This window comes from Streptomyces sp. NPDC001401, from assembly GCF_042895385.1.
Classification (GTDB): domain Bacteria; phylum Actinomycetota; class Actinomycetes; order Streptomycetales; family Streptomycetaceae; genus Streptomyces.
Genome location: NZ_JBIAWI010000005.1, coordinates 31,499 through 55,824, shown reverse-complemented (window position 1 = coordinate 55,824; position 24,326 = coordinate 31,499). Strand labels below are relative to the sequence as shown.

22 protein-coding genes are annotated in these 24,326 nt (G+C 69.6%); 11 read left to right on the top strand and 11 right to left on the bottom strand.

The annotated features are described in order from the left end of the window. The first annotated feature begins 234 nt into the window (after positions 1–234). Both ACFY10_RS18685 and ACFY10_RS18680 read left to right on the top strand, forming a co-directional pair. Entirely contained in the window at positions 235–912 is a 678-nt protein-coding gene (locus ACFY10_RS18685) for a response regulator transcription factor (protein ID WP_030941720.1), read from the top strand. A 190-nt stretch (positions 913–1,102) separates the two neighbouring features. Beyond that, positions 1,103–2,377: an ATP-binding protein gene (locus ACFY10_RS18680; protein WP_390666235.1), complete on the top strand. Its 1,275-nt coding sequence runs from the start codon at positions 1,103–1,105 to the stop codon at positions 2,375–2,377. 106 nt (positions 2,378–2,483) lie between these two features. Here ACFY10_RS18680 and ACFY10_RS18675 read toward each other — a convergent pair whose 3' ends face one another. Next, complete coding sequence (locus tag ACFY10_RS18675; RefSeq protein ID WP_390666234.1) at positions 2,484–2,990, bottom strand: GtrA family protein; 507 nt, start codon at positions 2,988–2,990, stop codon at positions 2,484–2,486. A 196-nt stretch (positions 2,991–3,186) separates the two neighbouring features. Here ACFY10_RS18675 and ACFY10_RS18670 point away from each other — a divergent pair, with 196 nt between their 5' ends. The 4 genes from ACFY10_RS18670 (at position 3,187) to ACFY10_RS18655 (ending at position 7,271) form a co-directional block, all read left to right on the top strand. Continuing rightward, entirely contained in the window at positions 3,187–4,326 is a 1,140-nt protein-coding gene (locus tag ACFY10_RS18670; protein ID WP_390666233.1) for a 5-(carboxyamino)imidazole ribonucleotide synthase, read from the top strand. After that, positions 4,323–4,847: a 5-(carboxyamino)imidazole ribonucleotide mutase gene (gene purE, locus ACFY10_RS18665; RefSeq protein WP_390666232.1), complete on the top strand. Its 525-nt coding sequence runs from the start codon at positions 4,323–4,325 to the stop codon at positions 4,845–4,847. Before ACFY10_RS18670 ends, purE begins: the two co-directional genes overlap by 4 nt. A 5-nt stretch (positions 4,848–4,852) precedes the next feature. Next, positions 4,853–6,031 carry a dipeptidase gene (locus tag ACFY10_RS18660; RefSeq protein ID WP_390666231.1) on the top strand — a complete coding sequence of 393 codons (1,179 nt, stop codon included), beginning with the start codon at positions 4,853–4,855 and terminating at the stop codon, positions 6,029–6,031. A gap of 130 nt (positions 6,032–6,161) precedes the next feature. Further along, on the top strand, positions 6,162–7,271 hold the full coding sequence (locus ACFY10_RS18655) for a dipeptidase (protein WP_390666230.1): 1,110 nt from the start codon (positions 6,162–6,164) through the stop codon (positions 7,269–7,271). A 1-nt stretch (position 7,272) separates the two neighbouring features. Here ACFY10_RS18655 and ACFY10_RS18650 read toward each other — a convergent pair whose 3' ends face one another. Both ACFY10_RS18650 and ACFY10_RS18645 read right to left on the bottom strand, forming a co-directional pair. Continuing rightward, positions 7,273–7,665, bottom strand: a complete 393-nt coding sequence (locus ACFY10_RS18650; protein ID WP_390666229.1) for a VOC family protein — start codon at positions 7,663–7,665, stop codon at positions 7,273–7,275. A gap of 16 nt (positions 7,666–7,681) precedes the next feature. Beyond that, on the bottom strand, positions 7,682–8,041 hold the full coding sequence (locus tag ACFY10_RS18645; RefSeq protein ID WP_390666228.1) for a VOC family protein: 360 nt from the start codon (positions 8,039–8,041) through the stop codon (positions 7,682–7,684). Positions 8,042–8,131: 90 nt separating this feature from the next. Between ACFY10_RS18645 and ACFY10_RS18640 the strand changes: the two genes are divergently transcribed. Further along, positions 8,132–8,632 carry a CGNR zinc finger domain-containing protein gene (locus ACFY10_RS18640; RefSeq protein ID WP_390666227.1) on the top strand — a complete coding sequence of 167 codons (501 nt, stop codon included), beginning with the start codon at positions 8,132–8,134 and terminating at the stop codon, positions 8,630–8,632. A 99-nt stretch (positions 8,633–8,731) separates the two neighbouring features. Here the strand turns inward: ACFY10_RS18640 and ACFY10_RS18635 are convergent, their stop codons facing one another. Next, the gene (locus ACFY10_RS18635) at positions 8,732–10,075 is read right to left on the bottom strand and encodes a UDP-glucose dehydrogenase family protein (protein WP_390666226.1); all 1,344 of its coding nucleotides are present in this window, start codon (positions 10,073–10,075) and stop codon (positions 8,732–8,734) included. Between the two features lie 212 nt (positions 10,076–10,287). On the opposite strand from ACFY10_RS18635, the gene ACFY10_RS18630 reads away from it, so the two are divergent. Then, the gene (locus ACFY10_RS18630) at positions 10,288–11,445 is read left to right on the top strand and encodes an acyl-CoA dehydrogenase (protein WP_390666225.1); all 1,158 of its coding nucleotides are present in this window, start codon (positions 10,288–10,290) and stop codon (positions 11,443–11,445) included. Between the two features lie 72 nt (positions 11,446–11,517). Here the strand turns inward: ACFY10_RS18630 and ACFY10_RS18625 are convergent, their stop codons facing one another. Continuing rightward, complete coding sequence (locus tag ACFY10_RS18625) at positions 11,518–12,084, bottom strand: acyl-CoA thioesterase (protein ID WP_390666224.1); 567 nt, start codon at positions 12,082–12,084, stop codon at positions 11,518–11,520. Positions 12,085–12,203: 119 nt separating this feature from the next. On the opposite strand from ACFY10_RS18625, the gene ACFY10_RS18620 reads away from it, so the two are divergent. Both ACFY10_RS18620 and ACFY10_RS18615 read left to right on the top strand, forming a co-directional pair. Continuing rightward, positions 12,204–13,499: an LCP family protein gene (locus tag ACFY10_RS18620; protein ID WP_390666223.1), complete on the top strand. Its 1,296-nt coding sequence runs from the start codon at positions 12,204–12,206 to the stop codon at positions 13,497–13,499. Further along, positions 13,492–14,118, top strand: a complete 627-nt coding sequence (locus ACFY10_RS18615; protein ID WP_390666222.1) for an HAD family hydrolase — start codon at positions 13,492–13,494, stop codon at positions 14,116–14,118. The genes ACFY10_RS18620 and ACFY10_RS18615 overlap by 8 nt, the downstream gene beginning before the upstream one ends. A 119-nt stretch (positions 14,119–14,237) precedes the next feature. Here the strand turns inward: ACFY10_RS18615 and ACFY10_RS18610 are convergent, their stop codons facing one another. Together ACFY10_RS18610 and ACFY10_RS18605 are read right to left on the bottom strand one after the other, a co-directional pair. Continuing rightward, the gene (locus ACFY10_RS18610) at positions 14,238–14,600 is read right to left on the bottom strand and encodes a four-helix bundle copper-binding protein (RefSeq protein ID WP_390666221.1); all 363 of its coding nucleotides are present in this window, start codon (positions 14,598–14,600) and stop codon (positions 14,238–14,240) included. Between the two features lie 169 nt (positions 14,601–14,769). After that, positions 14,770–16,131, bottom strand: coding sequence for an LCP family protein (locus ACFY10_RS18605; protein ID WP_390666220.1), 1,362 nt, complete (start codon positions 16,129–16,131; stop codon positions 14,770–14,772). Positions 16,132–16,377: 246 nt separating this feature from the next. Between ACFY10_RS18605 and ACFY10_RS18600 the strand changes: the two genes are divergently transcribed. Beyond that, positions 16,378–17,406, top strand: coding sequence for a glycosyltransferase family 2 protein (locus ACFY10_RS18600; RefSeq protein ID WP_390666219.1), 1,029 nt, complete (start codon positions 16,378–16,380; stop codon positions 17,404–17,406). Between the two features lie 28 nt (positions 17,407–17,434). Here ACFY10_RS18600 and ACFY10_RS18595 read toward each other — a convergent pair whose 3' ends face one another. The 4 genes from ACFY10_RS18595 to ACFY10_RS18580 form a co-directional block, all read right to left on the bottom strand. Beyond that, positions 17,435–19,018, bottom strand: coding sequence for an LCP family protein (locus ACFY10_RS18595; protein ID WP_390666218.1), 1,584 nt, complete (start codon positions 19,016–19,018; stop codon positions 17,435–17,437). A 209-nt stretch (positions 19,019–19,227) separates the two neighbouring features. Continuing rightward, complete coding sequence (locus ACFY10_RS18590) at positions 19,228–20,868, bottom strand: LCP family protein (protein WP_390666217.1); 1,641 nt, start codon at positions 20,866–20,868, stop codon at positions 19,228–19,230. A gap of 80 nt (positions 20,869–20,948) precedes the next feature. Further along, on the bottom strand, positions 20,949–22,673 hold the full coding sequence (locus ACFY10_RS18585; RefSeq protein WP_390666216.1) for an LCP family protein: 1,725 nt from the start codon (positions 22,671–22,673) through the stop codon (positions 20,949–20,951). 242 nt (positions 22,674–22,915) lie between these two features. Beyond that, positions 22,916–24,154, bottom strand: coding sequence for an LCP family protein (locus ACFY10_RS18580; protein ID WP_390666215.1), 1,239 nt, complete (start codon positions 24,152–24,154; stop codon positions 22,916–22,918). Positions 24,155–24,326: the final 172 nt, after the last annotated feature.

Sequence of the window (24,326 nt, the reverse complement as noted above, 5' to 3'; positions counted from 1 at the left end):
CCAAAGGTCCCCGCAGTGCTGGAGGCGTTGTTTCACCATACGTCAGGACACTGCCGGATATGGAAGGACTTGAGACCCGGATCACAGGTGGAGGTGGAACCATACACACCTTTTCCAAGGTCTCTTCGGGGATCGCACCGCACAGACACAGGTTCGCTTCCAAGCGTCCAAAGGTAAGAATCACGGGTGCCGATCACACCACAGCACCTGTCAAGAGCGGACTACCATCACCTCATGACCCGTGTACTGCTCGCCGAGGACGACGCGTCCATCTCGGAGCCGCTGGCCCGCGCTCTGCGCCGGGAAGGTTACGAGGTCGAGGTGCGCGAGGACGGACCCACCGCGCTCGACGCCGGAAACGCCGGCGGCATCGACCTGGTCGTGCTGGACCTCGGTCTGCCCGGCATGGACGGCCTCGAGGTCGCCCGCCGGCTGCGCGCCGAAGGCCACACCGTGCCGATCCTCATCCTGACCGCGCGTGCCGACGAGGTGGACACCGTCGTCGGTCTCGACGCCGGCGCCGACGACTACGTCACCAAGCCGTTCCGCCTTGCCGAACTGCTCGCCCGTGTGCGGGCGCTGCTCCGTCGCGGCGCCGCGGAGCCGGCGCAGCCGCCGGCCACGCACGGCGTGCGGATCGATGTCGAGTCGCACCGTGCGTGGATGGGCGACGAGGAACTCCAGCTCACCGCCAAGGAGTTCGACCTGCTGCGGGTGCTTGTGCGGGACGCGGGGCGGGTGGTCACCCGGGACCAGCTGATGCGCGAGGTGTGGGACACCACCTGGTGGTCGTCCACGAAGACCCTCGACATGCACATCTCGTGGCTGCGTAAGAAGTTGGGCGACGATGCGGCCAACCCTCGGTACATCGCCACCGTGCGGGGTGTTGGTTTCCGGTTCGAGAAGAGCTAGTCGGCTACGCGCGTTGCGTAGTGGGGGCTTGTGAGAGTGCGCGGCTGCCGGTCGTCTGTGGCTGGTCGCGCCCACGCGGCGGAGCCGCACATTGATGCGGCCCGCGCCCCTTCAGGGCGCTGCCCCTGGACGGTGTGGTCAGGCGCCCGAGGCACACTGGTCGTCGTAGAACCATTGCCCGGAGGGCCCCGTGCGTCGTCGTCTCATTCAGTCCACGCTTGCTGTCGTGCTCGTGGTCATCGCTGTCTTCGGTGTGTCTCTCGTCATCGTCGAGACGCGGACCATCAGCAACAGTGCTCAGGAACGGGTGAGCTCCGAGGCGCAGCGGCTGGCCAGCATTGTGGACAGTCGGCTCATCGGGGCGGGCACCGTCAGCGCGGAGGTGCTGAAGGGGCAGGTCACGGGGGAGCGGTACGCCGTGATCCAGATCCCGGGGCAGCCGGCCATCGCGGTCGGGACCAAGCCCCAGGGTGAGGTCATCCGCGGGCGGGCCACGGGCGAGGAGGGCGAGCGGGTCGTCGTCGAGGAGCCGCGTTCGACCGTGAGCCGGGAGGTCGGCCGGACGCTGCTGATCATCGGGCTGGTCGCGCTGCTCGCCGTGGTGGCCGCCGTACTGCTGGCGATCCGGCAGGCCAACCGGCTCGCCTCGCCGCTCACCGACCTCGCGGAGACCGCCGAGCGGCTGGGTTCCGGCGATCCGCGGCCCCGCCACAAGCGCTACGGCGTTCCCGAGCTGGACCGGGTGGCGGATGTGCTGGACTCCTCCGCCGAGCGCATCGGCCGCATGCTCACCGCCGAGCGGCGCCTGGCCGCCGACGCCTCCCACCAGCTGCGTACGCCGCTGACCGCGCTGTCGATGCGGCTCGAGGAGATCACCCTCACCGACGACCCGGACACGGTGAAGGAAGAGGCCAACGTCGCGCTCGCCCAGGTCGAGCGGCTGACGGACGTGGTGGAGCGGCTGCTGACCAACGCACGTGACCCCCGCACCGGCAGCGCCGTCTCCTTCGACCTCGACGAGGTCATCCAGCAGCAGCTCGCCGAGTGGCGGCCCGCCTACCGCCAGGCGGGGCGGGCGATCGTGAGCTCCGGCAAACGGCATCTGCAGGCGGTCGGCACGCCGGGCGCGGTCGCGCAGGTGCTGGCGGCGCTGATCGAGAACTCGCTGATGCACGGCGGGGGCACGGTGGCGCTGCGTACCCGGGTGACCGGCAACCAGGCGGTCGTGGAGGTCACCGACGAGGGGCCGGGCGTGCCCGCCGACCTCGGTGCGCGGATCTTCGAGCGCACGATCAGCGGACGGAACTCCACGGGCATCGGGCTGGCGGTGGCGCGGGATCTGGCGGAAGCGGACGGCGGGCGTCTGGAGATGCTGCAGACCCAGCCGCCGGTGTTCGGCCTGTTCCTGTCGCGTACGCCGCTGAAGCGGCCTCCGGCGGAGGACGAGGAGCCGATGGTCCGCTGAGGGCTCGCTCCGCGGTGAGTGCCGCGACTTGCCGTCGATCGTCTGCGGCGCCGTCGTGGCTGGTCGCGCAGTTCCCCGCGCCCCTTCAGGGCGCTCCGGCTGCGGTTCAGCTCACGTGCGCCTTGGGCTTCGGGTGCTCGGCCTCGGCCTCTTCCAGGAACGATTCGGCGCTGGTGACGGCCTCGTGGGCGGGCAGTGCCTTGAACACCCACGTGCGGTACGACCAGAACCGGAACAGCGTGGCGATACCGATGCCGACGACCTTGAAGATGTTGCGCTCCAGCGAGCTCTCCCAGCCGAAGCCGTAGATGGCCGCGTACAGGATGCCGTTCTCGATCACCAGGCCGACCGCGCTGAAAGCGAGGAACAGCGTGAGTTCCTTGGCCCGGTCGCCCTTGTCGCGGTCCCGGTAGGTGAAGTAGCGGAAGCCCACGTAGTTGCAGGCGATCGCGACGACGGTGGCGATCACATTGGCGCGCACGGCCTGCAGGCTCGTGAGGTGCCAGAGGAGGTTGGAAACCCCGAAATTCACGATGGTGCCCGCGGCGCCCACAGCGCCGAACTTGGCAACCTCGTGTGCGAGCCTTCGCAGCCCGGCGGAACCATGTCCCATGGCCGTGCAGGCCCCCGTTCGATCGGTTTCGTCAACCCAGCCATGCTAACCACCCCCCTTCTCAAACGCCTGTGGTTGTGTTCACAGGTCGGATAGAGGTCGGGAAGAGGACCGGAAAAGCCCGGAAAGGCGTGGGTAAGAGACCCCGGAAACGGCCGGAAATCGGCCAGTGTGGCGCGGCCGATACCCTAGGGGCGTGACGTTCCCGGTAGTCGGCATGGTCGGCGGAGGCCAGCTTGCTCGTATGACACACGAGGCAGGCATCCCGCTCGGCATCAGATTCAAGCTCCTCAGTGACACCCCTCAGGATTCCGCGGCGCAGGTCGTCAGCGATGTCGTCATCGGCGACTATCGCGACCTGGACACGCTGCGCGAGTTCGCGCGGGGCTGCGATGTGATCACCTTCGATCACGAACACGTACCCACCGAGCATCTACGGGCGCTGGAGGCGGACGGCATCCCCGTGCGCCCGGGCCCCGACGCGCTGGTGCATGCCCAGGACAAGGGTGTGATGCGCGCGAAGCTCGACGCGATCGGTGTGCCGTGCCCACGGCACCGGATCGTGAGCGACCCGGCCGATGTGGCGGCCTTCGCGGCGGAGGGCGACGGCTTCCCCGTCGTCCTCAAGACCGTCCGCGGCGGCTACGACGGCAAGGGCGTGTGGGTCGTCGACGACGTGACGGAGGCCGGGGACCCGTTCCGCGCGGGCGTCCCGGTCCTCGCCGAGGAGAAGGTCGACTACGTACGGGAGCTGGCGGCGAACGTCGTCCGCTCCCCGCACGGCCAGGCGGTCGCGTACCCGGTCGTCGAGTCCCAGCAGGTCAACGGCGTGTGCGACACCGTGATCGCGCCCGCGCCCGACCTCGAGGAGACCCTCGCCCTGCAGGCCGAGGAGATGGCGCTGCGCATCGCCAAGGAACTGGACGTCGTCGGCCATCTCGCCGTCGAGCTGTTCCAGACCCGCGACGGCCGCATCCTCGTCAACGAGCTCGCGATGCGCCCGCACAACTCCGGCCACTGGAGCCAGGACGGGGCCATAACCTCGCAGTTCGCCAACCATGTCCGCGCGGTCCTGGATCTCCCGCTCGGCGACCCGCGTCCGCGCGCCAAGTGGACCGTCATGGTCAACGTCCTCGGCGGCGACTACCCGGACATGTACTCGGCGTATCTGCACTGCATGGCCCGCGACCCCCAGCTGAAGATCCACATGTACGGCAAGGACGTGAAGCCCGGCCGCAAGGTGGGCCACGTCAACACCTACGGCGAGGACCTGGACGACGTCCTCGAGCGCGCACGTCACGCAGCCGGTTACCTGAGAGGCACGATCACCGAATGAGCCCTGTTGTTGGCATCGTCATGGGGTCGGACTCCGACTGGCCCGTCATGGAGGCCGCCGCCCAGGCCCTCGACGAGTTCGAGATCGACTACGAGGTCGACGTCGTCTCCGCGCACCGCATGCCGCGCGAGATGATCGCGTACGGCGAGCAGGCCGCCGAGCGCGGCCTGAAGGTGATCATCGCGGGCGCCGGCGGCGCGGCCCACCTGCCGGGCATGCTGGCCTCCGTGACCCCGCTGCCGGTCATCGGCGTTCCGGTGCCGCTGAAGTACCTGGACGGCATGGACTCCCTGCTCTCGATCGTGCAGATGCCGGCCGGTGTGCCCGTCGCCACCGTCTCCGTCGCCGGCGCCCGTAACGCGGGCCTGCTCGCGGCCCGCATCCTGGCCACCCAGGACGACGAACTCCTCGGCCGCATGCGGGAGTTCCAGCAGGAACTGAACGACCAGGCCACCGAGAAGGGCAAGCGCCTGCGCGCCAAGGTCGAGGGCAGCGGCAACGGCTTCGGCTTCGGGAAGTGACGCGGATGACCTCCCTGGGGGAAGCCCGGGAACTCCTGCGCGAGTTCCCGGTCGTCGACGGGCACAACGACCTGCCCTGGGCCCTGCGCAAGCAGGTCCGCTACGACCTCGACGCCCGCGACATCGCCGTACACCAGAACGCCCATCTGCACACCGACATCCCGCGCCTGCGCGAGGGCGGCGTCGGTGCGCAGTACTGGTCGGTGTACGTCCGCTCCGACCTGCCGGACGCGGTGCCCGCCACGCTCGAACAGATCGACTGCGTACGGCAGTTGCTGGCGCGCTACCCGGCGGACCTGGCGCCCGCGCTGACGGCGGCGGAAATGGAGACGGCGCGCGGTGAGGGCCGTATCGCCTCCCTCATGGGTGCGGAGGGCGGCCACTCCATCGGCTGCTCCCTCGGCACGCTGCGGGGGCTGTACGGGCTCGGCGTCCGCTACATGACGCTCACCCACAACGACAACAACCCGTGGGCGGACTCGGCGACCGACGAGCCCGGCGTCGGCGGTCTGTCGGCCTTCGGCCGCGAGGTGGTCCGGGAGATGAACCGCCTCGGCATGCTGGTCGACCTCTCGCACGTGGCGGCGACGACGATGCGCGACGCGCTGGACGCCACGTCCGCGCCGGTGATCTTCTCCCACTCCTCCGCCCGGGCCGTCTGCGACCACCCGCGCAACATCCCGGACGACGTCCTCGAACGCCTGCCGGGCAACGGCGGCGTGGCGATGGTGACGTTCGTGCCGAAGTTCGTGCTCCAGGCGGCCGTGGACTGGACCCTCGCCGCGGACGAGAACATGCGCGCCCACGGACTGCACCACCTCGACACGACCCCCGAGGCGATGAAGGTGCACCGCGCCTTCGAGGAGCGCAACCCGCGCCCGGTCGCCACGGTCTCGACGGTCGCCGACCACCTGGACCACATGCGCGAGGTCGCCGGCATCGACCACCTCGGCATCGGCGGCGACTACGACGGCACGGCCTTCACCCCGGACGGTCTCAACGACGTATCGGGCTACCCGAACCTGATCGCCGAGCTGCTGGACCGAGGCTGGTCGAAGCCCGACCTGGCCAAGCTGACCTGGCAGAACTCGGTACGGGTGCTGGGCGCGGCGGAGGACGTGGCACGCGATCTGCAGGTGACGCGGGGGCCGTCGAACGCGACCATCGAGGAACTGGACGGCTGAACGGGCGGCTGCCGCCCGGGGGTCGCTGAACCGGCGGGCCCCCGAACGCACCATCCACCAGGAAGCCCCCTCGGCTCCGTGCGACGGTGACCGTATCCCCACGGGACGATCGCGACGTACGGAGCCCGTCATGGCAGACCTCCAGGACGACGAACTGCACAGCACCGGGGAGCTCGACGGCTTGCCGGACCCCGTCCAGGCCGGGCCCTACAAGCCCGTCTCCGATCCAGGCGCCGCCCCCCTGGAGCGCGCCCACGCCATCCTCGCCGTCCATCCCGTCGCCGACGGCTACAGCGGGCTCCCATGGGCCCTCAGACATCTGTCCTGGTACGACCTGGAGCTCGGCGAGAGCGACGTCGACACGGACGTGCCGCGGCTGCGGGAGGGGCACGTCGGCATCCTGTTCTGCTCGCTGCACCTGCCGGAGGGCATCACCGGGGACCAGACCGTCGTCGAGACCCTGGAGCAGCTGGACCTCGTGAACACCGTGATGCGGGCCCACCCCGACGGGCTGCGCCTCGTCCGCACCGCGGGGCAGGCGACCGACGCCTGCAACTGCGGCCGTATCGCAGTGCTGCTCGGACCCGCCGGAGCCGCCGCGCTCGGCGACTCCCTCGGCATCCTGCGCGCCCTGTACACCCTCGGCCTGCGCATCCTCACCCTGTCCGGCGTGTCCTGGGCGGGCGAGGCCGGGCTCACCCGGTTCGGCGAGGAGGTCGTGCGCGAGATGAACCGGCTCGGTGTGCTCGCCGACCTCTCCGGCGCCTCCGCGCACACCGTCCGACGCGTCCTTGCGGTCTCCAGGGCGCCGGTGGTGTTCACCCGCTCCGCCGCCCGCGCCCTGTGCCCCCATCCGGCCAACCTCCCCGACGACCTGCTCGCCGGGCTGGGCGCCGCCAAGGGCCTGTGCATGGTGCCGCTGGCGCCGGAACAGGCGGGCCCGTCCGTCCACGACGTCGCCGACCACCTCGACCATGTGCGCAAGGTGGCGGGGTCGGAGTGCGTCGGCCTGTCCGGCACCTACGACGCCGGCACCGCCCACCCCCAGGACCTCGCCGACGCCTCCTGCTACCCGCACCTCATCGCGGAACTTCTGGACCGCGGCTGGCCCGAGCCCGACATCGCCCTGCTGACCTGGGGCAACGTCCAACGAGTCCTGCGCACGGCCGACTTCACGGCCCGCGCGTTCCAGCAGCGCCGGGAGCCGTCGACGGCGAGGATCGCCGACCTGGACGGGTGAGCTACGGGTGGTCGATCCGGCAGAGGCAGAACGGGTGCCCCGCCGGATCGGCGAACACCCGGAAGTCCTCCTCGACCTGGTCCTTCTCCCGCCGCAGCAGCCGGGCGCCCAGCTCCAGCACCTTCTTCTCCGCCGCGTCGACCTCCTCCCAGGTGGACCCGGCGTCGAGGTCGAGGTGGAACTGCTGCGCGTTGCCGTCCTCCCGCGGCCACGCCGGGGGCCGGAACCCCGGCTCCAGGTTGAAGGCCAGCCGCGGCACCCCGGGCGCCTCCAGGACCACCCAGTCCTCCTCCTGGACATGGGGCGTGCCGCCCACGACCGCCGCGTAGAACTCGGCGAGCGCGAGCGGGTCCGGGCAGTCGATCACGACGGAACGGAAACGCGCCACCGTCACGGCGGTCCCTCCTCGTTCAGCAGGCGCACAGACAGAACGGGTGCCCGGCCGGATCCGCGTAGACCCGCCAGCTGCGCGAGCGGTCGCCGGCGTCCAGCGGCTTGGCGCCGAGCGCCAGCACGCCGGCCTCGGCCGCGTCCAGGTCGTCGACGGTCAGGTCCAGGTGGAACTGCTGGGAGCGGTCGGGTGCGGGCCATTCCGGAGCTGTGAACCCGGCGGCCGCCTGGAAGGCCAGCGACTGCCCGCCGGGCACCTTCAGATCCACCCACTCTCCCTCGCCCTCGACGGTGCCGCCGAGCACCTCGGCGTAGAAACCGGCCAGCGCGCTCGGGTCGGGACAGTCCAGGACGACGACGCCCAGCTTGGCGAGAGCCATGACTCCTCCTCGAAGTGGGGTTACCTGTAGAGGCCTGCAACAGGTAACGCGGTTACTGCATGCTCCCGCATTGGAGGTAACGTCGCAAGCATGAGTGAGAGATCGGCCGCACCGGGGGGCCTGGTCCTGGTCGAGTCCCTGGTGAACACGCTGGACATCGAGTCCGCCGCCGACTCGCTGGACGCGGCGGAAGGCCGGGCCCGCTTCGGTCTCGCGGCGGACGAACTGCCGCAGGCCCGCGAACTGCGCGAGTCGCTGCGCGTGGCCCTGCTCGCCCATGCCGGCCACCCGCCGCACCGCGAGGTGACCCCGCTGGGAGATCTGCTGGCCGGAGCGCCGCTGGTGCTGACGGTCGACGAACGGGACGGCACGGCCGCCCTGACCCCCGCGGACGTACGTCCGCTGCTCTCCCGCGTCGCGGCCGCCGTCGCCGAGGCGCTGGTGGCGGGCACCTGGACCAGGCTGAAGGCCTGCGAGTCGGTCACCTGCCACTGGGCGTACTACGACCGCAGCCCGGCCGGCCGCGGCCGCTGGTGCTCCATGCAGGTGTGCGGGGCGCGCGCGAAGATGCGCCGGTACCGGGCGAAGTAGTTCACCGGCCGCACCGCGGGCCGGTGGTGCAGAATGCAACAAGACGCCGGTTCGGCCGACTGAGCCTCGGCCGAACCGGCGTCGTTCGTTTCTACGTCTCTACGCGGTGGGGCGGCCCATCGCCCGGTACGTCCACCCGGCCTTGCGCCACAGCTCCGGGTCGAGGGCGTTGCGCCCGTCCAGGATCACCCGGTCCGCCACGACCTCGCCCAGCGCCGCCGGGTCCAGCTCGCGGAACTCCCGCCACTCGGTCAGGTGCAGGACGACGTGGGCGCCCCGTACGGCCTCGATCGCGGTGTCGGCGTAGCCGAGCGTCGGGAAGACCTTGCGGGCGTTGTCCATGCCCTTGGGGTCGTAGACGGTGACCTGGCCGCCCTGGAGGTGGATCTGCCCGGCGACGTTCAGCGCGGGGGAGTCCCGTACGTCGTCCGAGTCGGGCTTGAAGGTGGCGCCGAGCACCGCGACCCGCTTGCCCAGGAAGGGGCCGCCGCCGAGCACCTGCCGGGCCAGCTCCACCATCTGCCCGCGCTGGCGCATGTTGATCGAGTCGATCTCGCGCAGGAAGGTCAGCGCCTGGTCGGCACCGAGCTCACCGGCGCGCGCCATGAACGCCCGGATGTCCTTGGGCAGACAGCCGCCGCCGAAGCCGATGCCGGCCCGCAGGAACTTCTTCCCGATCCGGTCGTCGTAGCCGATCGCCTCGGCGAGCTTGGCGACGTCACCGCCGGAGGCCTCGCACATCTCGGCCATGGCGTTGATGAAGGAGATCTTGGTGGCGAGGAAGGAGTTGGCGGAGGTCTTCACCAGCTCGGCGGTCGGGAAGTCCGTGACGACGAACGGCGTCCCCTCGCCGATCGGGGTCGCGTACACCTCCCGCAGCAGCTTCTCGGACCGCTCACTGCGGACGCCGACCACGATCCGGTCCGGGTGCAGCGTGTCCTGCACGGCGAAGCCCTCCCGCAGGAACTCCGGATTCCAGGCCAGCTCGGCGTCCTCGCCGGCGGGGGAGTTCTCGGCGAGGTAGCGGGCGAGGCGGTCGGCGGACCCGACGGGCACCGTCGACTTGCCGACGACGAGCGCGGGCCCGGTCAGATGCGGGGCGAGGGAGGCGAAGGCGGCATCGACGTACGACATGTCGCAGGCGTACTCGCCGTGCTTCTGCGGGGTGTTGATGCACAGGAAGTGGACATCGCCGAACGCCCCGACCTCGGCGTAGTCCATGGTGAAGCGGAGCCGCCCGGTGGATCCCTCGAATCCGGCGACATGCTTGCGCAGCAGCTCCTCGAGACCGGGCTCGAACATCGGCGCCTCGGCCCGCTCCAGCTTCTCGATCTTCTCCGGTACGACGTCCAGGGCGAGCACCTCGAAGCCCAGCTCGGCCATGGCCGCGGCGTGTGTGGCGCCGAGGTAGCCGGTGCCGATCACGGTGATCTTGAGGCTCATGGGTGCTCCAGACGGGGACGGAGTTCGCTGCGCTGCCCGAGCATATCCGGGGCGTTCGAAGGGCTTTCCTCGGGCAACTCATGGGCAGCCTGCCCGTTGTCGCCAAGCTCACGTATCACTCCCGTGGGCCGCCCCCTAAAATTTGAGTTACTTAACGGTAATTAGCGCCATCACCACAGTGCGTCAGAAGCGTCCTTGGAGCGTGAGAAACCTTGGCCGGATCGGCTGACTTCGACCTGTACCGCCCGTCCGAGGAGCACGACATGCTCCGCGACGCGATTCGTTCCCTGGCCGAGGCGAAGATCGCGCCGTACGCCGCCGCGGTGGACGAGGAGGCCCGCTTCCCGCAGGAGGCCCTGGAGGCGCTGGTCGCCGGCGACCTGCACGCCGTGCACGTCCCGGAGGAGTACGGCGGCGCGGGCGCGGACGCCCTTGCCACGGTGATCGTGATCGAGGAGGTGGCGCGTGTCTGCGTCTCCTCGTCGCTGATCCCGGCCGTGAACAAACTGGGCTCGCTCCCCGTGATCCTCTCGGGCTCCGAGGAGCTGAAGAAGAAGTACATGACTCCGCTCGCCAAGGGCGACGCGATGTTCTCGTACTGCCTCTCCGAGCCGGACGCGGGCTCCGACGCGGCCGGCATGAAGACGAAGGCGGTCCGCGACGGCGACCACTACGTGCTGAACGGCGTGAAGCGCTGGATCACCAACGCGGGCGTCAGCGAGTACTACACGGTGATGGCGGTGACGGACCCCTCGAAGCGCTCGAAGGGCATCTCGGCCTTCGTCGTCGAGAAGTCGGACGAGGGCGTCTCCTTCGGCGCCCCGGAGAAGAAGCTCGGCATCAAGGGCTCCCCGACCCGCGAGGTCTACCTCGACAACGTCCGCATCCCCGCCGACCGCATGATCGGCGAGGAGGGCACCGGCTTCGCCACGGCGATGAAGACCCTCGACCACACCCGCATCACCATCGCCGCCCAGGCCCTCGGCGTCGCCCAGGGCGCGCTCGACTACGCCAAGGGCTACGTCCAGGAGCGCAAGCAGTTCGGCAAGCCGATCGCCGACTTCCAGGGCATCCAGTTCATGCTGGCCGACATGGCCATGAAGGTCTCCGCCGCCCGCGCCCTGACGTACCAGGCCGCGGCGGCCTCGGAGCGCGGCGACAAGGACCTGACCTTCCAGGGCGCGGCGGCGAAGTGCTTCGCGTCGGACGTGGCCATGGAGGTCACCACGGACGCGGTGCAGCTGCTGGGCGGTTACGGCTACACCCGTGACTACCCGGTGGAGCGCATGATGCGCGACGCGAAGATCACGCAGATCTACGAGGGCACGAACCAGGTCCAGCGGATCGTGATGGCGCGCAACCTGCCGTAGGACTCCGCGTACCACTGCGCGCACACGGCACAGCCCCCGGCGTCCGCGCCGGGGGCTGTCGTGCGTTCCGGCTCAGTCGTCGAGCCCCTCCGCCGCCCGCTTCTCCCGCAGCTCCACGATCGCCCGCCGCCTCGCCAGCCGATGCGTCCGGCGGATCTGGGCCTCCTGGTAGCGGCGCTTGTCCTTCTCCGTCTCCGGGAGCACCGGCGGCACCCGGCGTGGCTTGCCGTCGGCGTCGACGGCTGCGAAGACGAGATACGCGGAGCCGACCTGGGTGGGCGGGGTCGACTCGTTCCAGCGCTCGGCCAGGACCCGGACCCCGACCTCCATCGACGTCCGGCCGGTCCAGTTGACCTGGGCCTTCACATGGACGAGGTCGCCCACGCGGACCGGCTCCAGGAACGCCATCTCGTCCATCGACGCCGTGACCGCGGGGCCGCCGCTGTGCCGGCCGGCCACCGCGCCCGCCGCGTCGTCCACCAGCTTCATGATCACGCCGCCGTGCACCGTACCCAGAAGGTTGGTGTCGTTGTGGGTCATGATGTGGCTGAGCGTGGTCCGGGACGCCGAGGTGGGCTTGCCGGGGACATTCGGTATCTCCCGAGTGTCCGATTCCGTGGCGGGGGCCTGGTCTGTCATGGCCTCCACCTTATGCCGAGGCGACATCTGCGGACTTTGTGTTGGGTTCGCAACAGCCGTGCCCTGATTTTCCTACGACCCTTGTGAAGGACCTGGCCGCTGCCTGCACACTAAGGCCCATGAACGATTGGCCCGAGGCATGGTCCGACGACAACCGCAACCGGTACGGACGCGGCAGCGGCAGCGCACAGCCTGAAGGTGCGCGCGCGATGCGGCAGGTCCGCCGGCCCGCCTCGGGCGCGTACGGGGGCTCCGGCCCGTCCGCGCCGCCGTACGGCGGGCGGGTTCCCCAGCAGCCGAACTACGTCGACGGCCAGGGGTACGGCGGCGGCTACAACGACGGCCCCGCGGCCGACGGCCACGACGGCTACAACACCGGCCAGGTGTACGGCGGAGGGCCGGGCGGTCCCGGTGACCCGGGCGAGTACCGGCCGCGGCCGAACTGGCGGCGCCGTATCAAGTGGACGGCGATAACCCTGGTGACGGCGCTGGTCGTGACGTCGGTCGCCACGTACTTCTGGGCCGACGGCAAGCTGCACCGGGACGTCGACCTGTCCACGGTCATCGACCGGCCCTCGGCAGGCGACGGCACGAACTACCTGATCGTCGGCTCCGACAGCCGGGCCGGGCTCTCCTCCGACCAGAAGAAGAAGCTGCACACCGGGTCCGCGGAGGGCAAGCGGACCGACTCGATGATGATCCTGCACGTCGGCGACAGCGGCGACACGCTCATATCGCTGCCCCGCGACTCGAACGTGACGATCCCCTCGTACAAGGGGTCGACCTCCGGCAAGACCTACCCGGCCACGGGCCGGCAGACCAAGCTGAACGCGGCCTACGCGGAGGACGGCCCGACGCTGCTCGTCCGCACGGTCGAGGCCAACATGGGCCTGCACATCGACCACTACGTGGAGATCGGCTTCGCCGGCTTCGCGAACATCGTGGACGCGGTCGGCGGCGTGACGATCAACATCGACAAGGGCTTCAAGGACAAGTACTCGGGCGCCGACTTCAAGTCGGGCGAGCAGACGCTGAACGGCGAGCAGGCCCTGGCCTTCGTCCGTACCCGGCACGCCTTCGCCACTTCTGACCTGCAGCGCACCAAGAACCAGCAGAAGTTCCTCTCCGCGCTGGCGCACCAGGTGGCGACCCCGTCCACGGTCCTCAACCCCTTCAAGCTGTACCCGACGATGGGCGCCGGTCTGGACTCGCTGACCGTCGACAAGGACATGAGCCTGTGGGACCTGGCGTCCATGTTCTGGGCGATGAAGGGCGTCAGCGGCGGTGACGGCACGTCGATGAACATGCCGATCTCCGGCTCCACCGGCGGCAACCTCGTCTGGGACAAGGCGAAGGTCAAGACGCTGGTGAACGAGCTGAACAACGACCAGAAGGTCACGGTCTCGGGTGACTGAGCGGCCTGGCAGAGCACCGTTCGACGCGGTGCTCTGCGACGTGGACAACGTGATCCGGTCCTACGACCCCTCCGGGCTGCACGCCCTGGAGCGGGCCGCCGGGCTCGCCGAGGGCACCACGGCGAAGGTCGCCTTCGCGCCGGAGGTCGATCTGCCGGTGCTGCTGGGCCGGGTCGACCTGCAGGAGTGGGTGCAGGCGATCGCCGAGGGCCTGTCCGGTCTGGTCCCGGAAGCGACGGCGTGGGACCTGGGCACGGCCCTGCTGGAGTCCCCCTTCTCGGCCGACGAGGCGGTGGTCTCGCTGCTGCGCCGGGCGCGCACCCGGGTTCCGCTGGTCCTCGTCAGCAACGCCACCGTCCGCCTCGAGGACGACCTCACCGCGCTCGGCCTCGCCGACCTCGCGGACGAGGTCGTCAACAGCGCCCGCGTCGGCCTCGCCAAGCCCGACCCGCGCATCTACCGCCTCGCGGCCGATCTGGTCGGCGTGCGCCCCGAGCGCTGCCTGTTCGTCGACGACAGCGAGGAGAACGCCGAGGCGGCGGCCGCCCTGGGGATGCAGGCGGTGCCCTTCCGCACGGCGGCGGACCTGGAGCGGGCACTGGAGCCGCTGTTCACCTGACGGCCGCGGAGCCGGGCAGGGCCACCTGCGACGGCGCCAACTGCCGCTCCCCACAGGCGAATTGCACATGATCAAGGGCACCCATGGCGCGGGTGCCCTTGATCACGCTCAGGCGGTTGTCACATCGTGGCGCCCGACATCGCGCGGCACATCTCGGCAGTGCGGCGACACGCCTCCGCGCAGCGCATCATCTGAGGATCGTCCGGCATGGACATACACGCCTCGGCGCACATGTCGCACGCCTTGGCACACATCGCGCACATCTCGGCCGACATGGGCGAGCGGCGCATCATCATGTCCGCGCACATCCGGGTCATCTCGGAGCAGTCCATGAGCGCGCGCATGATCTGCATCGAGGGCGCGCCGCCCATCTGCATGCAGGAGCTCATGGTCTCCTCGCACACGGCGTGGCAGGACATGCACGCCTGGACGCAGTCCTGCATCTCCTTGCTCATGGCGGTCATGGGTCCGGTCTGGGTCATGGCTCCTCCTGAGAGGCAGAGGGGCCCGGGGGTGGGCCCCGTGCCCTTCTGTTCCTACGCCTGCCCGGCGCCGTGCGCCATCGGGCGGACGCCAACAATCCGCAACTTATGCCGCACAGCGCACGACCCCCGACATTCCGCCGGGGGCCGTGTCACGGGTCCGTTCGGGTTAGGAGCACATCTCCTGGCCCCCCGTCATCACCCCGGGCTCCCCCTGATCCGCGGTCTCCGCCCGCACCTGCCGCACCTGCCGGAAGTCGGCCCCCGCGATCACCTTCAACGTCGGCCCGAGCCCCTTCACCTCCCGCAGCTCGCTCCCGGGCAGCGCGCTGGCCAGCGCCTTCGCGGACCGGTCCCACCCGGGGTCGTAGGCGACGACCGTCCGCTTCTGGGTGCGGTCGTCCGCGTACGCCGGCATGCGGGTCGTCCGGAAGCCGGTCGCCGCCAGGGCGGTGTCCACGCGCTTGCCGAGCCCCTCCGTGGCCGTGCCGTTCTCGACCTGGACGTGGATCTGCTGCGGGTCCACCTCGACCGGCACCGGCTGGGGGCGCGTCTGGCGGGCGGCCAGCGGCTTGTCGTCGCGCAGCGACCGGAAGAGGCGGTCGGCCTTGGCGGTGTCCCATTTCAGCGTCTCGCCGATGCCCGGCACGACGTATCCCATCTGTCCGATGGGCACGGTGGTGAACTCCGAGGACGAGGGGGAGAAGTTGCGCATCGCGCGCCCGAGGTCGAGCAGCTCGTCCGTGCCGAAGCCCTTGTCCGCACGCACCGACCCCAGCACGGCCCGCGTCACGTCCCGGAACTTCATCGGGTTCAGCAGGATCCCGGAGGACGTGGCCCGCTCGATGAGCGCCGCCAGGAAGCGCTGCTGGCGCTTCATCCGGCCGAGGTCGGAGGCCGCGTCGAGATGCCTGGCGCGGACGAACTGCAGGGCCTGTCCGCCATTGAGGGTGTGCGTTCCGGCGGGGAGGTCGAGTCCGGTGTACGTGTCCTTCAGGGGGAGGGCGGTACAGACCGACACTCCGCCGAGCACGTCCACCGTCTTCATGAAGCTGGTGAAGTCGACCTCCAGATAGTGGTCGATCTTCACATGGGTCATGTCCTCGACGGTCTGGACGGTGAGGTTCGGGCCGCCTTCCGCGTACGCCGCATTGATCTTGATGGGGTGGCCGGAGATCCGTTTCCCGGTCCTCTCGTCGGTGTACGCGGGCGTCATGGCGTACGAGTCGCGCGGCAGGCTCACCACGGTCGCCCGCTCCCGGTCCGCCGAGATGTGCACGATCATCATCGTGTCGGTGCAGTGGCAGGGCTCGCCGCCCAGGTGGTAGCGGTGCCGCTCGGCCTCGCTGATCCGGTCGCGGCCGTCCGTGCCGACCAGCAGGACGTTCATGCCGTGACCGGCCTTCGGGCGGTTCTTCATGTCCTTGAAGGGGTCGACGCGGGCGATGCCCGCATCCAGGCTGGTGACCACCGCATGCCCGATCCCGGCGGAGGCGAGCACGACCACGGAGAGGGTCGTCGCCGCCCGCATGACCCAGCGCGGCTTCCTCCGTGGCACGGGCGGCCGCGGCCCGCCGGGCGGTGGGGTGCGCACGGGCTGGGGACGGCGCTGCGGAGGGGCGGGCGCGGCGGACCGAGGCTGCGTGGGCAAGGCGGACACCTCCGGGCGACGCCGTACGTGGGACCGTGAGCACCGTAGGCCGATACGATCTGTGGACCGGGCCACCGCCCCGGCGGGGCGCAAAGGTGTCCCCCGTTCGCGGTAACGTAACGGGCGATGAACGCCAACCCCGACGTGCCGCTCCCCGCCGTTTCTGTGATCATGCCCGTCCTCGACGAGGAGCGGCATCTGCGCGGAGCCGTCCAAGCGATCCTCGCGCAGGAGTACGCCGGCGAGATGGAGGTCGTGATCGCCCTCGGTCCGTCCGCGGACCGCACGGACGAGATCGCCGCCGAGCTCGTACGCGAAGACCCGCGCGTCCACACCGTCCCGAACCCGACCGGTCGCACGCCTGCCGCCCTGAACGCCGCGATCAAGGCCTCCCGCCACCCGATCGTCGTCCGCGTCGACGGGCACGGCATGCTCTCGCCCAACTACATCGCGACCGCCGTACGGCTCCTGGAGGAGACCGGCGCGCAGAACGTCGGCGGCATCATGCACGCCGAGGGCGAGAACGACTGGGAGCACGCGGTCGCCGCCGCCATGACCTCGAAGATCGGGGTCGGCAACGCCGCCTTCCACACCGGTGGCGAGGCCCAGCCGGCCGAGACCGTCTACCTGGGCGTCTTCCGGCGCGAGGCGCTGGAGCAGCAGGGCGGGTACAACGAGGAGTTCATCCGCGCCCAGGACTGGGAGCTGAACTTCCGCATCCGGGAAGCCGGCGGCCTGATCTGGTTCTCGCCGGAGCTGAAGGTGTCGTACCGGCCGCGGCCCAGCGTGCGCGCCCTCGCCAAGCAGTACAAGGACTACGGCCGCTGGCGGCACGTCGTCGCCCGCTACCACGAGGGCTCCATCAACCTGCGCTACCTGGCACCGCCGACGGCGGTCCTGGCGATCGCGGCGGGTCTCGTGGTCGGCGCGGCGCTGACGCCCTGGGGTCTCGTGATCCCCGGCGGCTACCTCGCGGCGATAGCCCTCGGATCCGTCCCGGCGGGCAAGGGGCTGCCGCTGAAGGCGCGGCTGCAGATCCCGGTGGCTCTCGCCACCATGCACATGTCCTGGGGCTGGGGCTTCCTGACCAGCCCCAAGGCGCTGGCGAAGAAGGTCATCGCCTCCCGGCGCCCCGCGGTGCTCGCCTCCAACTGAGAGCCCGAGCACCGGGGGCCGCCCCCGACTACCAGGTGTAGCCCGGGTTGACGTGCATGCACTGCTTCTTGTCCGAGCCGTTGATGACCTGCGCGGACTCGGGCGTCGTGTCGTCGTCCGCCGGGGCCGTGTACTTCGTGCCGGAGCGCCAGTCGGCGCCGACGACCAGCGTGACCCCGGAGACACCGGTCGACTTCTGCACCGAACTCAGCGGAATCCCCAGCGACTTGGCGACCCGCTGGGCATCGCCCGCCAGGTCCGCGCTCGGATAGCGGATCACCGTTTTCTCCTCGCTGAGGATCGTCGTGCTGTCCGCCACCGCCTCGGTGAATCCCTCGCCGGCCAGCAGCTGGGCGATCGCGCGTGCCCGTCCGGTGGCCGCGAGCCGCGTGCTGGACCTGGTGCCGTTCTGCACCTGTACGGCGATCTTGTCGTCCGCCGCGGCCGGATCCGAGGACGTCGCCGTCTTCGTGGACTTCTTCTTGTCCTTGCCGTCCAGCGCGATGTCCTCGCGGACGAGCCGGAACAGCTTCTGCGCGTCACCCGGCCTGGGCACGACCCGGCCGCTGTTCGTCGCGGAGTACTGCCAGGGCATCGTCGTCATGGTGATGCGCTTGGTGGGGACCTTCCTGAGCTCCTTGCTCAGGTCGTACAGCTTCGCCACGGTCCCGAGGCCGTCGTCGACGGTCAGGGCATTGGTGGCCGTCTCGGCGAGCTTGCGGAGCTTGTTCGGGTTGCCGAGCGTGGCGTTCTCGCGCAGCTGGCGGACCATGGCGTTCATGTACTGGTGCTGGGCCTTGGCCCGGGCTATGTCCGTGTTGTCCTCGAAGCCGTACCGCGTGCGCAGCCACTGCAGGGCCTTGATGCCCTTGACGTCCGTGGTGCCCTTCTTCAGCTTCAGGCCCGAGCCGTGGCCGTCGGAGGACTTGGAGTAGATGTTGGCGTCCACACAGACCGGTACGCCGCCGATGGCGTCCGCCATGGACACCACGCCCGCAAAGTCGATCATCATGAAGTGATCGATGTGGATGTCGGTCAGCTTCTCCCAGGTCGCCACCGTGCAGCCGGGGCCGCCGCGGCCCAGGGAGTCGTTGGTGATCGTCGAGGTGAGCGCCCCGTAGACCTTGCCGCTGTCGGGGTCCGTGCACTTGGGAATGTCCACGAGAGTGTCGCGCGGCATGCTGACGACCGACATGTTGGTGCGGTCCGCCGAGACGTGCAGCAGCATCTGGACGTCGGCGCGCGGGGCGGTGTTGAAGGTGTCCTTGGCGCCGCCGAGCTTCTGGTTCTCCTTGGAGTTCCGTGCATCGGAGCCGATCAGCAGGATGTTCAGCGGTGTCTGACCGGCCGCGTTGGCCTTCGACTCGGCCGCTCTGTCCTTCTTGTCGCCGATGTTGAGGGCGTCCTTCTTGATGTTGGCGTTGAGGTGCTGGTAGTAGAGATAGCCGGCCCCCGCCGTGCCGAGTATCACCACCGCCAGGACCATCGCCGACCAGCGCAGAACACGCCGTCTACGGCGCCTCCCGTCGCCGTCCGGGCCCTTCTTGCGTCTGCCGCCGCCGTGCCGGCCGTGCTCGCCCGTCGCGTCCCGGCCCTGCGGCGTCAGGGACATGGTGTCCTCGACCGCGGGAACCCCTCCGCGCACGCTGCTCCGCGCCAACTCCCTGCCCTCCCACCCCTGGACATGCCGAACCTCTCCGTTGCCTGTCCCCCCGGATCAGGCGAGTGAGAGGGCGCGCGCCGTCCCTGAAGCCCCTCGGACGTGAGCGCGCCTCATCATTGTGCAGTCAGTTAGGAGTTCGCTGTGGGGATCGGTGAAGATCAGCTCCAGCGGTAGGGCGCGTACACGTCCATGCACTGGCTCTTGTCCGAGCCGTTGATGGCGTCGGTGTTGCCGGGCAGATCGCCGGCCTTGGGCTTGGACTGCTTCGGATACGCCGCGCCCGTGCGCCAGTCGGCACCCACCACGACGGTGACCCCGGAGACGTCCGTCGACTTCTGCACCGAACTCAGCGGAATCCCCAGCGACTTGGCGATGCGCTGGGCGTCGCCCTCCAGTTCCGCGCTCGGGTAGCGCACGACGGTCTTGTCCGCGGAGAGCCCTGCCGTCGCGTCCTTGGACGCCTTGGTGAATCCCTTCTGTGCGAGCTCCTGGGCGATCGTGCCCGCGCGCCCGGGCACGGGGCCGAGCGTGGAGGTCTGGGTGGCGTTCTGCACGACGACGCCGATCTGACCGTCCGGCGCCGAAGGGGCCTTGGTGGCCTCCTCCTTGGCGGTCGTCTTCTTCGAGTCGGAGGCCTTGCCCTTGTTGTCGAGAGGGATGTCGTCGCGGAGCATCTCCCAGAGCTTCGCGGCGCCCGCGCTGTCCGGTACGACGTGCTCGGAGTTCTGCGGGTCCGCGACGTTCGGCATCGTCACCGAGGTGATGCGGTCCGTCGGCACCGACTTGAGCTGCATGCCCAGGTCGTACAGCTTCTTGACCGTGCCGATCTCCTCGGAGACCTTCAGGGACTTGGTGGCCGCCTCGGCCAGGTCGGTCAGCCGCCCGGTGTCGGTGAAGACGTTCTGGTTCTTCAGCGTGCGGATCATCGAGTTCAGGTACATGTGCTGGGCCCTGGCCCGCATCAGGTCACTGCCCCAGGCGTGCCGGGTGCGCAGCCACTGCAGGGCCTGCTTGCCCTCGACCTTGTGCGTGCCGGCCGTCAGCTTCAGGCCGGAGCCGCCGTGCACGGCGGCCGTCGAGCGGTCCCACACGTTCTGCTTCACACAGACGTCGACGCCGCCGATGGCGTCGGCCATCCGCACCACACCCGAGAAGTCGATCGTCATCCAGTGGTCGATATAGACCCCGGTGAGCTTCTCCCAGGTGGCCAGCGTGCAGCCGGCGCCGCCACGGGCCAGCGACTCGTTGATGATCTTGTTCGTCTCCGGATACGTCTCGCCGGACTTCGGGTCCTTGCACTTCGGGATGTCGACCCTGGTGTCACGCGGAATGCTCACCATGGCGGCGCTCTTGCGGTCCGCGGAGAGGTGGATCAGCATCTGCACATCGCCCAGCGGCGGGGTGCCACGGTCGTACTTGGCGCCGCCGAGCTTCACGTTCTCGTCGGAGTTACGGCTGTCCGAGCCGATCAGCAGGATGTTGAGCGGCGTCTGCCCGGCCGCGTTCGGCGCGGTCTTCTGCGCCTTGGCGTCGCCGCTGCTGCGCTCGCCCTTCTGGATGTTGCCGTTGAGGTGCTGGTAGTACAGGTATCCGGCGCCGGCCGTGCCGAGTATCAGCACCGAGAGCGTGGTCGCGGACCATCTGAGCACCCGGCGCCCCCGCCGAGGCCCGCGACTGCCCCGCCTGCCGTGCCGGCCGCCGCCCGGCCCGCCGCCATCGCGCGGGCTGTCCCGCTCGGGTTCACGAGTGTGCGGAACGCCCCGGAACGTCCCTTCCCCCTGCACGCTGCTCTGCGCCATCTCCCCGTCCTCCCCACCCTGCGCCCATGCATCAGGCCTGTCGTACGCCCTGTTAGACGTACGACAGGCCTGTCAGGTCACTACTTGGCGCACTCAACCTTGTCGGCGGTGGTCTTGTCCACGTCCGGCGCCTTGGTCGCCGCGGTGAAGGATTCCCCCGCGCCGGGGAAGTCCTTGCCGAGGGTCAGCGTCATGGCAGGCAGGCCCTGGGAGTTGGTCACGCTCTTGCCGGGCTTCAGCGCCGAGCCGGACAGCCCCAGGATGGCGGCCAGCCGACGCGCCTGGTCCGCCTGGTCCGGGGCGTACTCGAGCGTCGTCTTGGCGAGCTGCACGCCCGCGTTGCCGGCGTTCTCGGACTTCTCCACGCCCGCCTGGTTCTGCAGGTACTCGAGCTCCGCCTGCGCACTGCCGCCGAGGGCGCCGCCATTCAGGATCCGCACCCGCACCGCTGAGGCGGCCGACTTGGTGCCCTTGAGGCGGGCGGCCACCGCGGCAGCCTCCTTCTTCTTTTTCTCCTTCACCGCGGTGAAGGAGACGTCGTTCTTGATCGCGTCGAAGACCGGCTGGGTCGCGCCCGGCTTGAGGACGACGGTGGCCTTCACCTTCTCGGCCGGGTTGTCGATCACCGGCACCGTGGTGAACGTCAGGTTCTTCGGGTTGAGCTTGCCCAGCTCCAGACCGAGGTCCTTCAGCTTGCCGATGCTGTCGAGGTTGGCGTCGACGGTCAGCGCCTTGGTGCCCGCCTCGGCCACCTTCACCATCTTCGCCGGGTTGCTGAGGGTGTCGTTCGACTTCAGCTTGCGCATCAGCGCGCTGAGGAACTGCTGCTGCAGCGTGATCCGGCTCAGGTCACCGCCGAAGCCCACCGCGTGCCGGGTGCGCACGAAGGCGAGGGCGGTCTCGCCCTCGATGTGCTGCGTGCCCTTCTTCAGATTCAGGTGTGAATCGGGGTCGTTGATGTCCTTACCTAGGCAGACGTCGACGCCGCCCACCGCGCTGGTCAGCGTCTTGACCGCGTTGAAGTCGGCCACCATGAAATTGTCCGGCTTGATGCCGGTCAGCTCCGTGACGGTGCGCGCGACACAGCTGGGCGTACGTTCGTCCTGGCCGAGGCTGGTGTTGAAGCGGACGTTGCTGGTGCCCGCGATGACCTTCTGGGAGCCGTCGGCCTGTGTGGTCGGACAGTCCGGGATGTCGGTGATCAGGTCGCGCGGGATGCTCAGCGCCGTCGCGTTCGAGCGGTCCTTGGAGAGATGCAGCAGGATCGTGGTGTCGGCGTGACCGACGCTGTTCTTGTCGCCGTACTTTTCGTTGCCCTTGCCGGTGCGCTTGTCGGTGCCGATCAGCAGGATGTTGATCGCCTTGCCCTTGCTGAAGCCACCGGTGCTCGCGCCGTCGTCGGAGACGGACGTGATGTTGTCGTTGAGGTGCTTGATGTAGAGATACGCACTGCCGGCCGCGGCGACCAGTACGAAGGCCATGGTGCCGCCGGTCCACAGCAGGACCTTCTTCGCCTTCGACTTCTTCTGCACCGGCCGGCGCCCGCGCCGCCCCGGCAGCGGCTCCTCGGGCGCACCGCGGCGGCGGCGCTGCGGCGGCACCCCACGGCCCGGGGCCTGTGGGTTCGCCGTACGCCCGCGCGCCGCACCGTTCGCGCCACGGGGGGCGGATCTGCGGGGCCGGGGAACCGCCGATTGCGGTGCGGAAGGAGTCAGTCGCAGTTCGTATTCACCGGTGTTCGGATTGAGTACCCACTGGTCTGCGGGATCGACGTTGTCCGCCCGCCCACGGCTTTGCGCGTCCACGGTTGTCCGAATCCTCCGTCTGGGCCACGCGGCGCCTTCCCCCTCAAAGGCGCTCGGGTCTCGGTCACGCAGTGCTCGACCCCAGGAAGGACCTGGCGGACGGGTGCACCGGATCGCTCACACTATCCGCCCAGTTCAGCGTGGAGCGACGTCGGTGACAAATTCCACGTCCCTACAACTGGGCAATCCACCCATTTCCTTGGGTTTTCTTGAGACGGCTGTTCGTCGCCTTGATGCCCGCCTTACCTGCAGCCGTCCTCGGCGGCGGTGTTTCCGCGGAACGTGGGCGCGGGTGAACTGGGCGCCGAGGCCTCGCCGGACCGCTTTCCGCCGGGCTTCTCGTCGCCGTATCCGTACGCGCCGTAGTCGGGCGATTGCTCATACGAATCCTCGCCCGAATCCACGTGCGAGTTCCCCTCGTTGCTCGTGGTCGAATTACGACTCTTTGAGCCGGAATCCCGTGGAACTTCCTTCGCGACCGCCAACGGCGCGTCCCTGCGCAGCCGTTCGAACAACTTCGCCGCCTCGGGCTCCACGAGCTGGTCGCGATTGGAGTCGTAGACGTACGACTCCCGCGGAACCGTGAGGAATTGCACCGCTTTCGTGGGGATGTTGCGCAGCCCGCGCACGAGTTCGTACAGCCCACGCAGGCTCGCCAGGCCCGGGTCGGTGGTGAGGGACGAAGTGGCGGCGTCCAGCACGGGATAGAGCTTCACCGGATTCAGCAGTACGTCGTTGCTCTGGACCTTGTTGACGAGCGCCCCGAGGAACCGCTGCTGACGGTCCATCCGCTCGGTGTCGCTGCCGTCGCCGAGCGACTTGCGGGCGCGCACATAGCCGAGGGCCTGCTCGCCGTCGAGCGTGACCCGTCCCGCGGGCAGCTTCAGCTTGGCGGCCTTGTCGTCGATCGGCTCCGTCAGGCACACCTGGACGCCGTCGACCGCGTCGACCATCTCCTTGAAGCCGTGGAAGTCGACCACGATGTGGTGGTCGACGCGGACGTTCGTCAGTTTCTCGACGGTCCGGATGGTGCAGGCCGAACCGCCCGTCTCGAACGCGGAGTTGAACATCGCGAACGTCGGCTCGGAGCGGTTCCCGTCGGGCTGCAGACAGGCGGGGATGTCCACCATCAGGTCACGGGGGAGCGAGATCGCGGTGGCGGTGTGCCGCCCCGCGGAGAGGTGCAGCAGGATCGTCGTGTCGGACCGCTCGGTCCCCGAGTCCCGCCCGTACCGCGCGTTCCCCTTCCCGGACCGCGAGTCCGACCCGATCAGCAGGATGTTCTGCGCGTCCTTGACGAGCGAGGTGGGCCGCTCCTTCTCGTACCGGGCGAGCTCCGCGGCGGCCGCTCTGTCGGCCCGGATGTTGCCGTCCAGCTTCGCGTAAACCGCCCACCCACCCCCGACGACCCCCACAACCACCACACCGACCGCAAGCCCCCCAAACCGCACCCACCGCCGCCGACGCCCCTTCGCGGCCATGCTCCCTCCCTCACGGCGTATGAACGTGCAGTCCCAACCTGCAGCTCTTACGACCATGGCCCGGCAGCGGCGGCGAAGGCGCCCGTTACTGGCCCATCCGGGTGACTGCAGCGGCTCTTAAGGGGCGCGGGGAACTGCGCGACCAGCCCCCACTCACCCGCACCCGCCAAAC

Coding starts and splice junctions, on each gene's coding strand:
- ACFY10_RS18685 (WP_030941720.1), top strand. CDS start 235: ATGACCCGTGTACTGCTCGCCGAGGACGACGCGTCCATCTCGGAGCCG.
- ACFY10_RS18675 (WP_390666234.1), bottom strand. CDS start 2,990: ATGGGACATGGTTCCGCCGGGCTGCGAAGGCTCGCACACGAGGTTGCC.
- purE (WP_390666232.1), top strand. CDS start 4,323: ATGAGCCCTGTTGTTGGCATCGTCATGGGGTCGGACTCCGACTGGCCC.
- ACFY10_RS18660 (WP_390666231.1), top strand. CDS start 4,853: ATGACCTCCCTGGGGGAAGCCCGGGAACTCCTGCGCGAGTTCCCGGTC.
- ACFY10_RS18655 (WP_390666230.1), top strand. CDS start 6,162: ATGGCAGACCTCCAGGACGACGAACTGCACAGCACCGGGGAGCTCGAC.
- ACFY10_RS18645 (WP_390666228.1), bottom strand. CDS start 8,041: ATGGCTCTCGCCAAGCTGGGCGTCGTCGTCCTGGACTGTCCCGACCCG.
- ACFY10_RS18640 (WP_390666227.1), top strand. CDS start 8,132: ATGAGTGAGAGATCGGCCGCACCGGGGGGCCTGGTCCTGGTCGAGTCC.
- ACFY10_RS18635 (WP_390666226.1), bottom strand. CDS start 10,075: ATGAGCCTCAAGATCACCGTGATCGGCACCGGCTACCTCGGCGCCACA.
- ACFY10_RS18625 (WP_390666224.1), bottom strand. CDS start 12,084: ATGACAGACCAGGCCCCCGCCACGGAATCGGACACTCGGGAGATACCG.
- ACFY10_RS18620 (WP_390666223.1), top strand. CDS start 12,204: ATGAACGATTGGCCCGAGGCATGGTCCGACGACAACCGCAACCGGTAC.
- ACFY10_RS18610 (WP_390666221.1), bottom strand. CDS start 14,600: ATGACCCAGACCGGACCCATGACCGCCATGAGCAAGGAGATGCAGGAC.
- ACFY10_RS18605 (WP_390666220.1), bottom strand. CDS start 16,131: ATGCGGGCGGCGACGACCCTCTCCGTGGTCGTGCTCGCCTCCGCCGGG.
- ACFY10_RS18600 (WP_390666219.1), top strand. CDS start 16,378: ATGAACGCCAACCCCGACGTGCCGCTCCCCGCCGTTTCTGTGATCATG.
- ACFY10_RS18595 (WP_390666218.1), bottom strand. CDS start 19,018: ATGTCCCTGACGCCGCAGGGCCGGGACGCGACGGGCGAGCACGGCCGG.
- ACFY10_RS18590 (WP_390666217.1), bottom strand. CDS start 20,868: ATGGCGCAGAGCAGCGTGCAGGGGGAAGGGACGTTCCGGGGCGTTCCG.
- ACFY10_RS18580 (WP_390666215.1), bottom strand. CDS start 24,154: ATGGCCGCGAAGGGGCGTCGGCGGCGGTGGGTGCGGTTTGGGGGGCTT.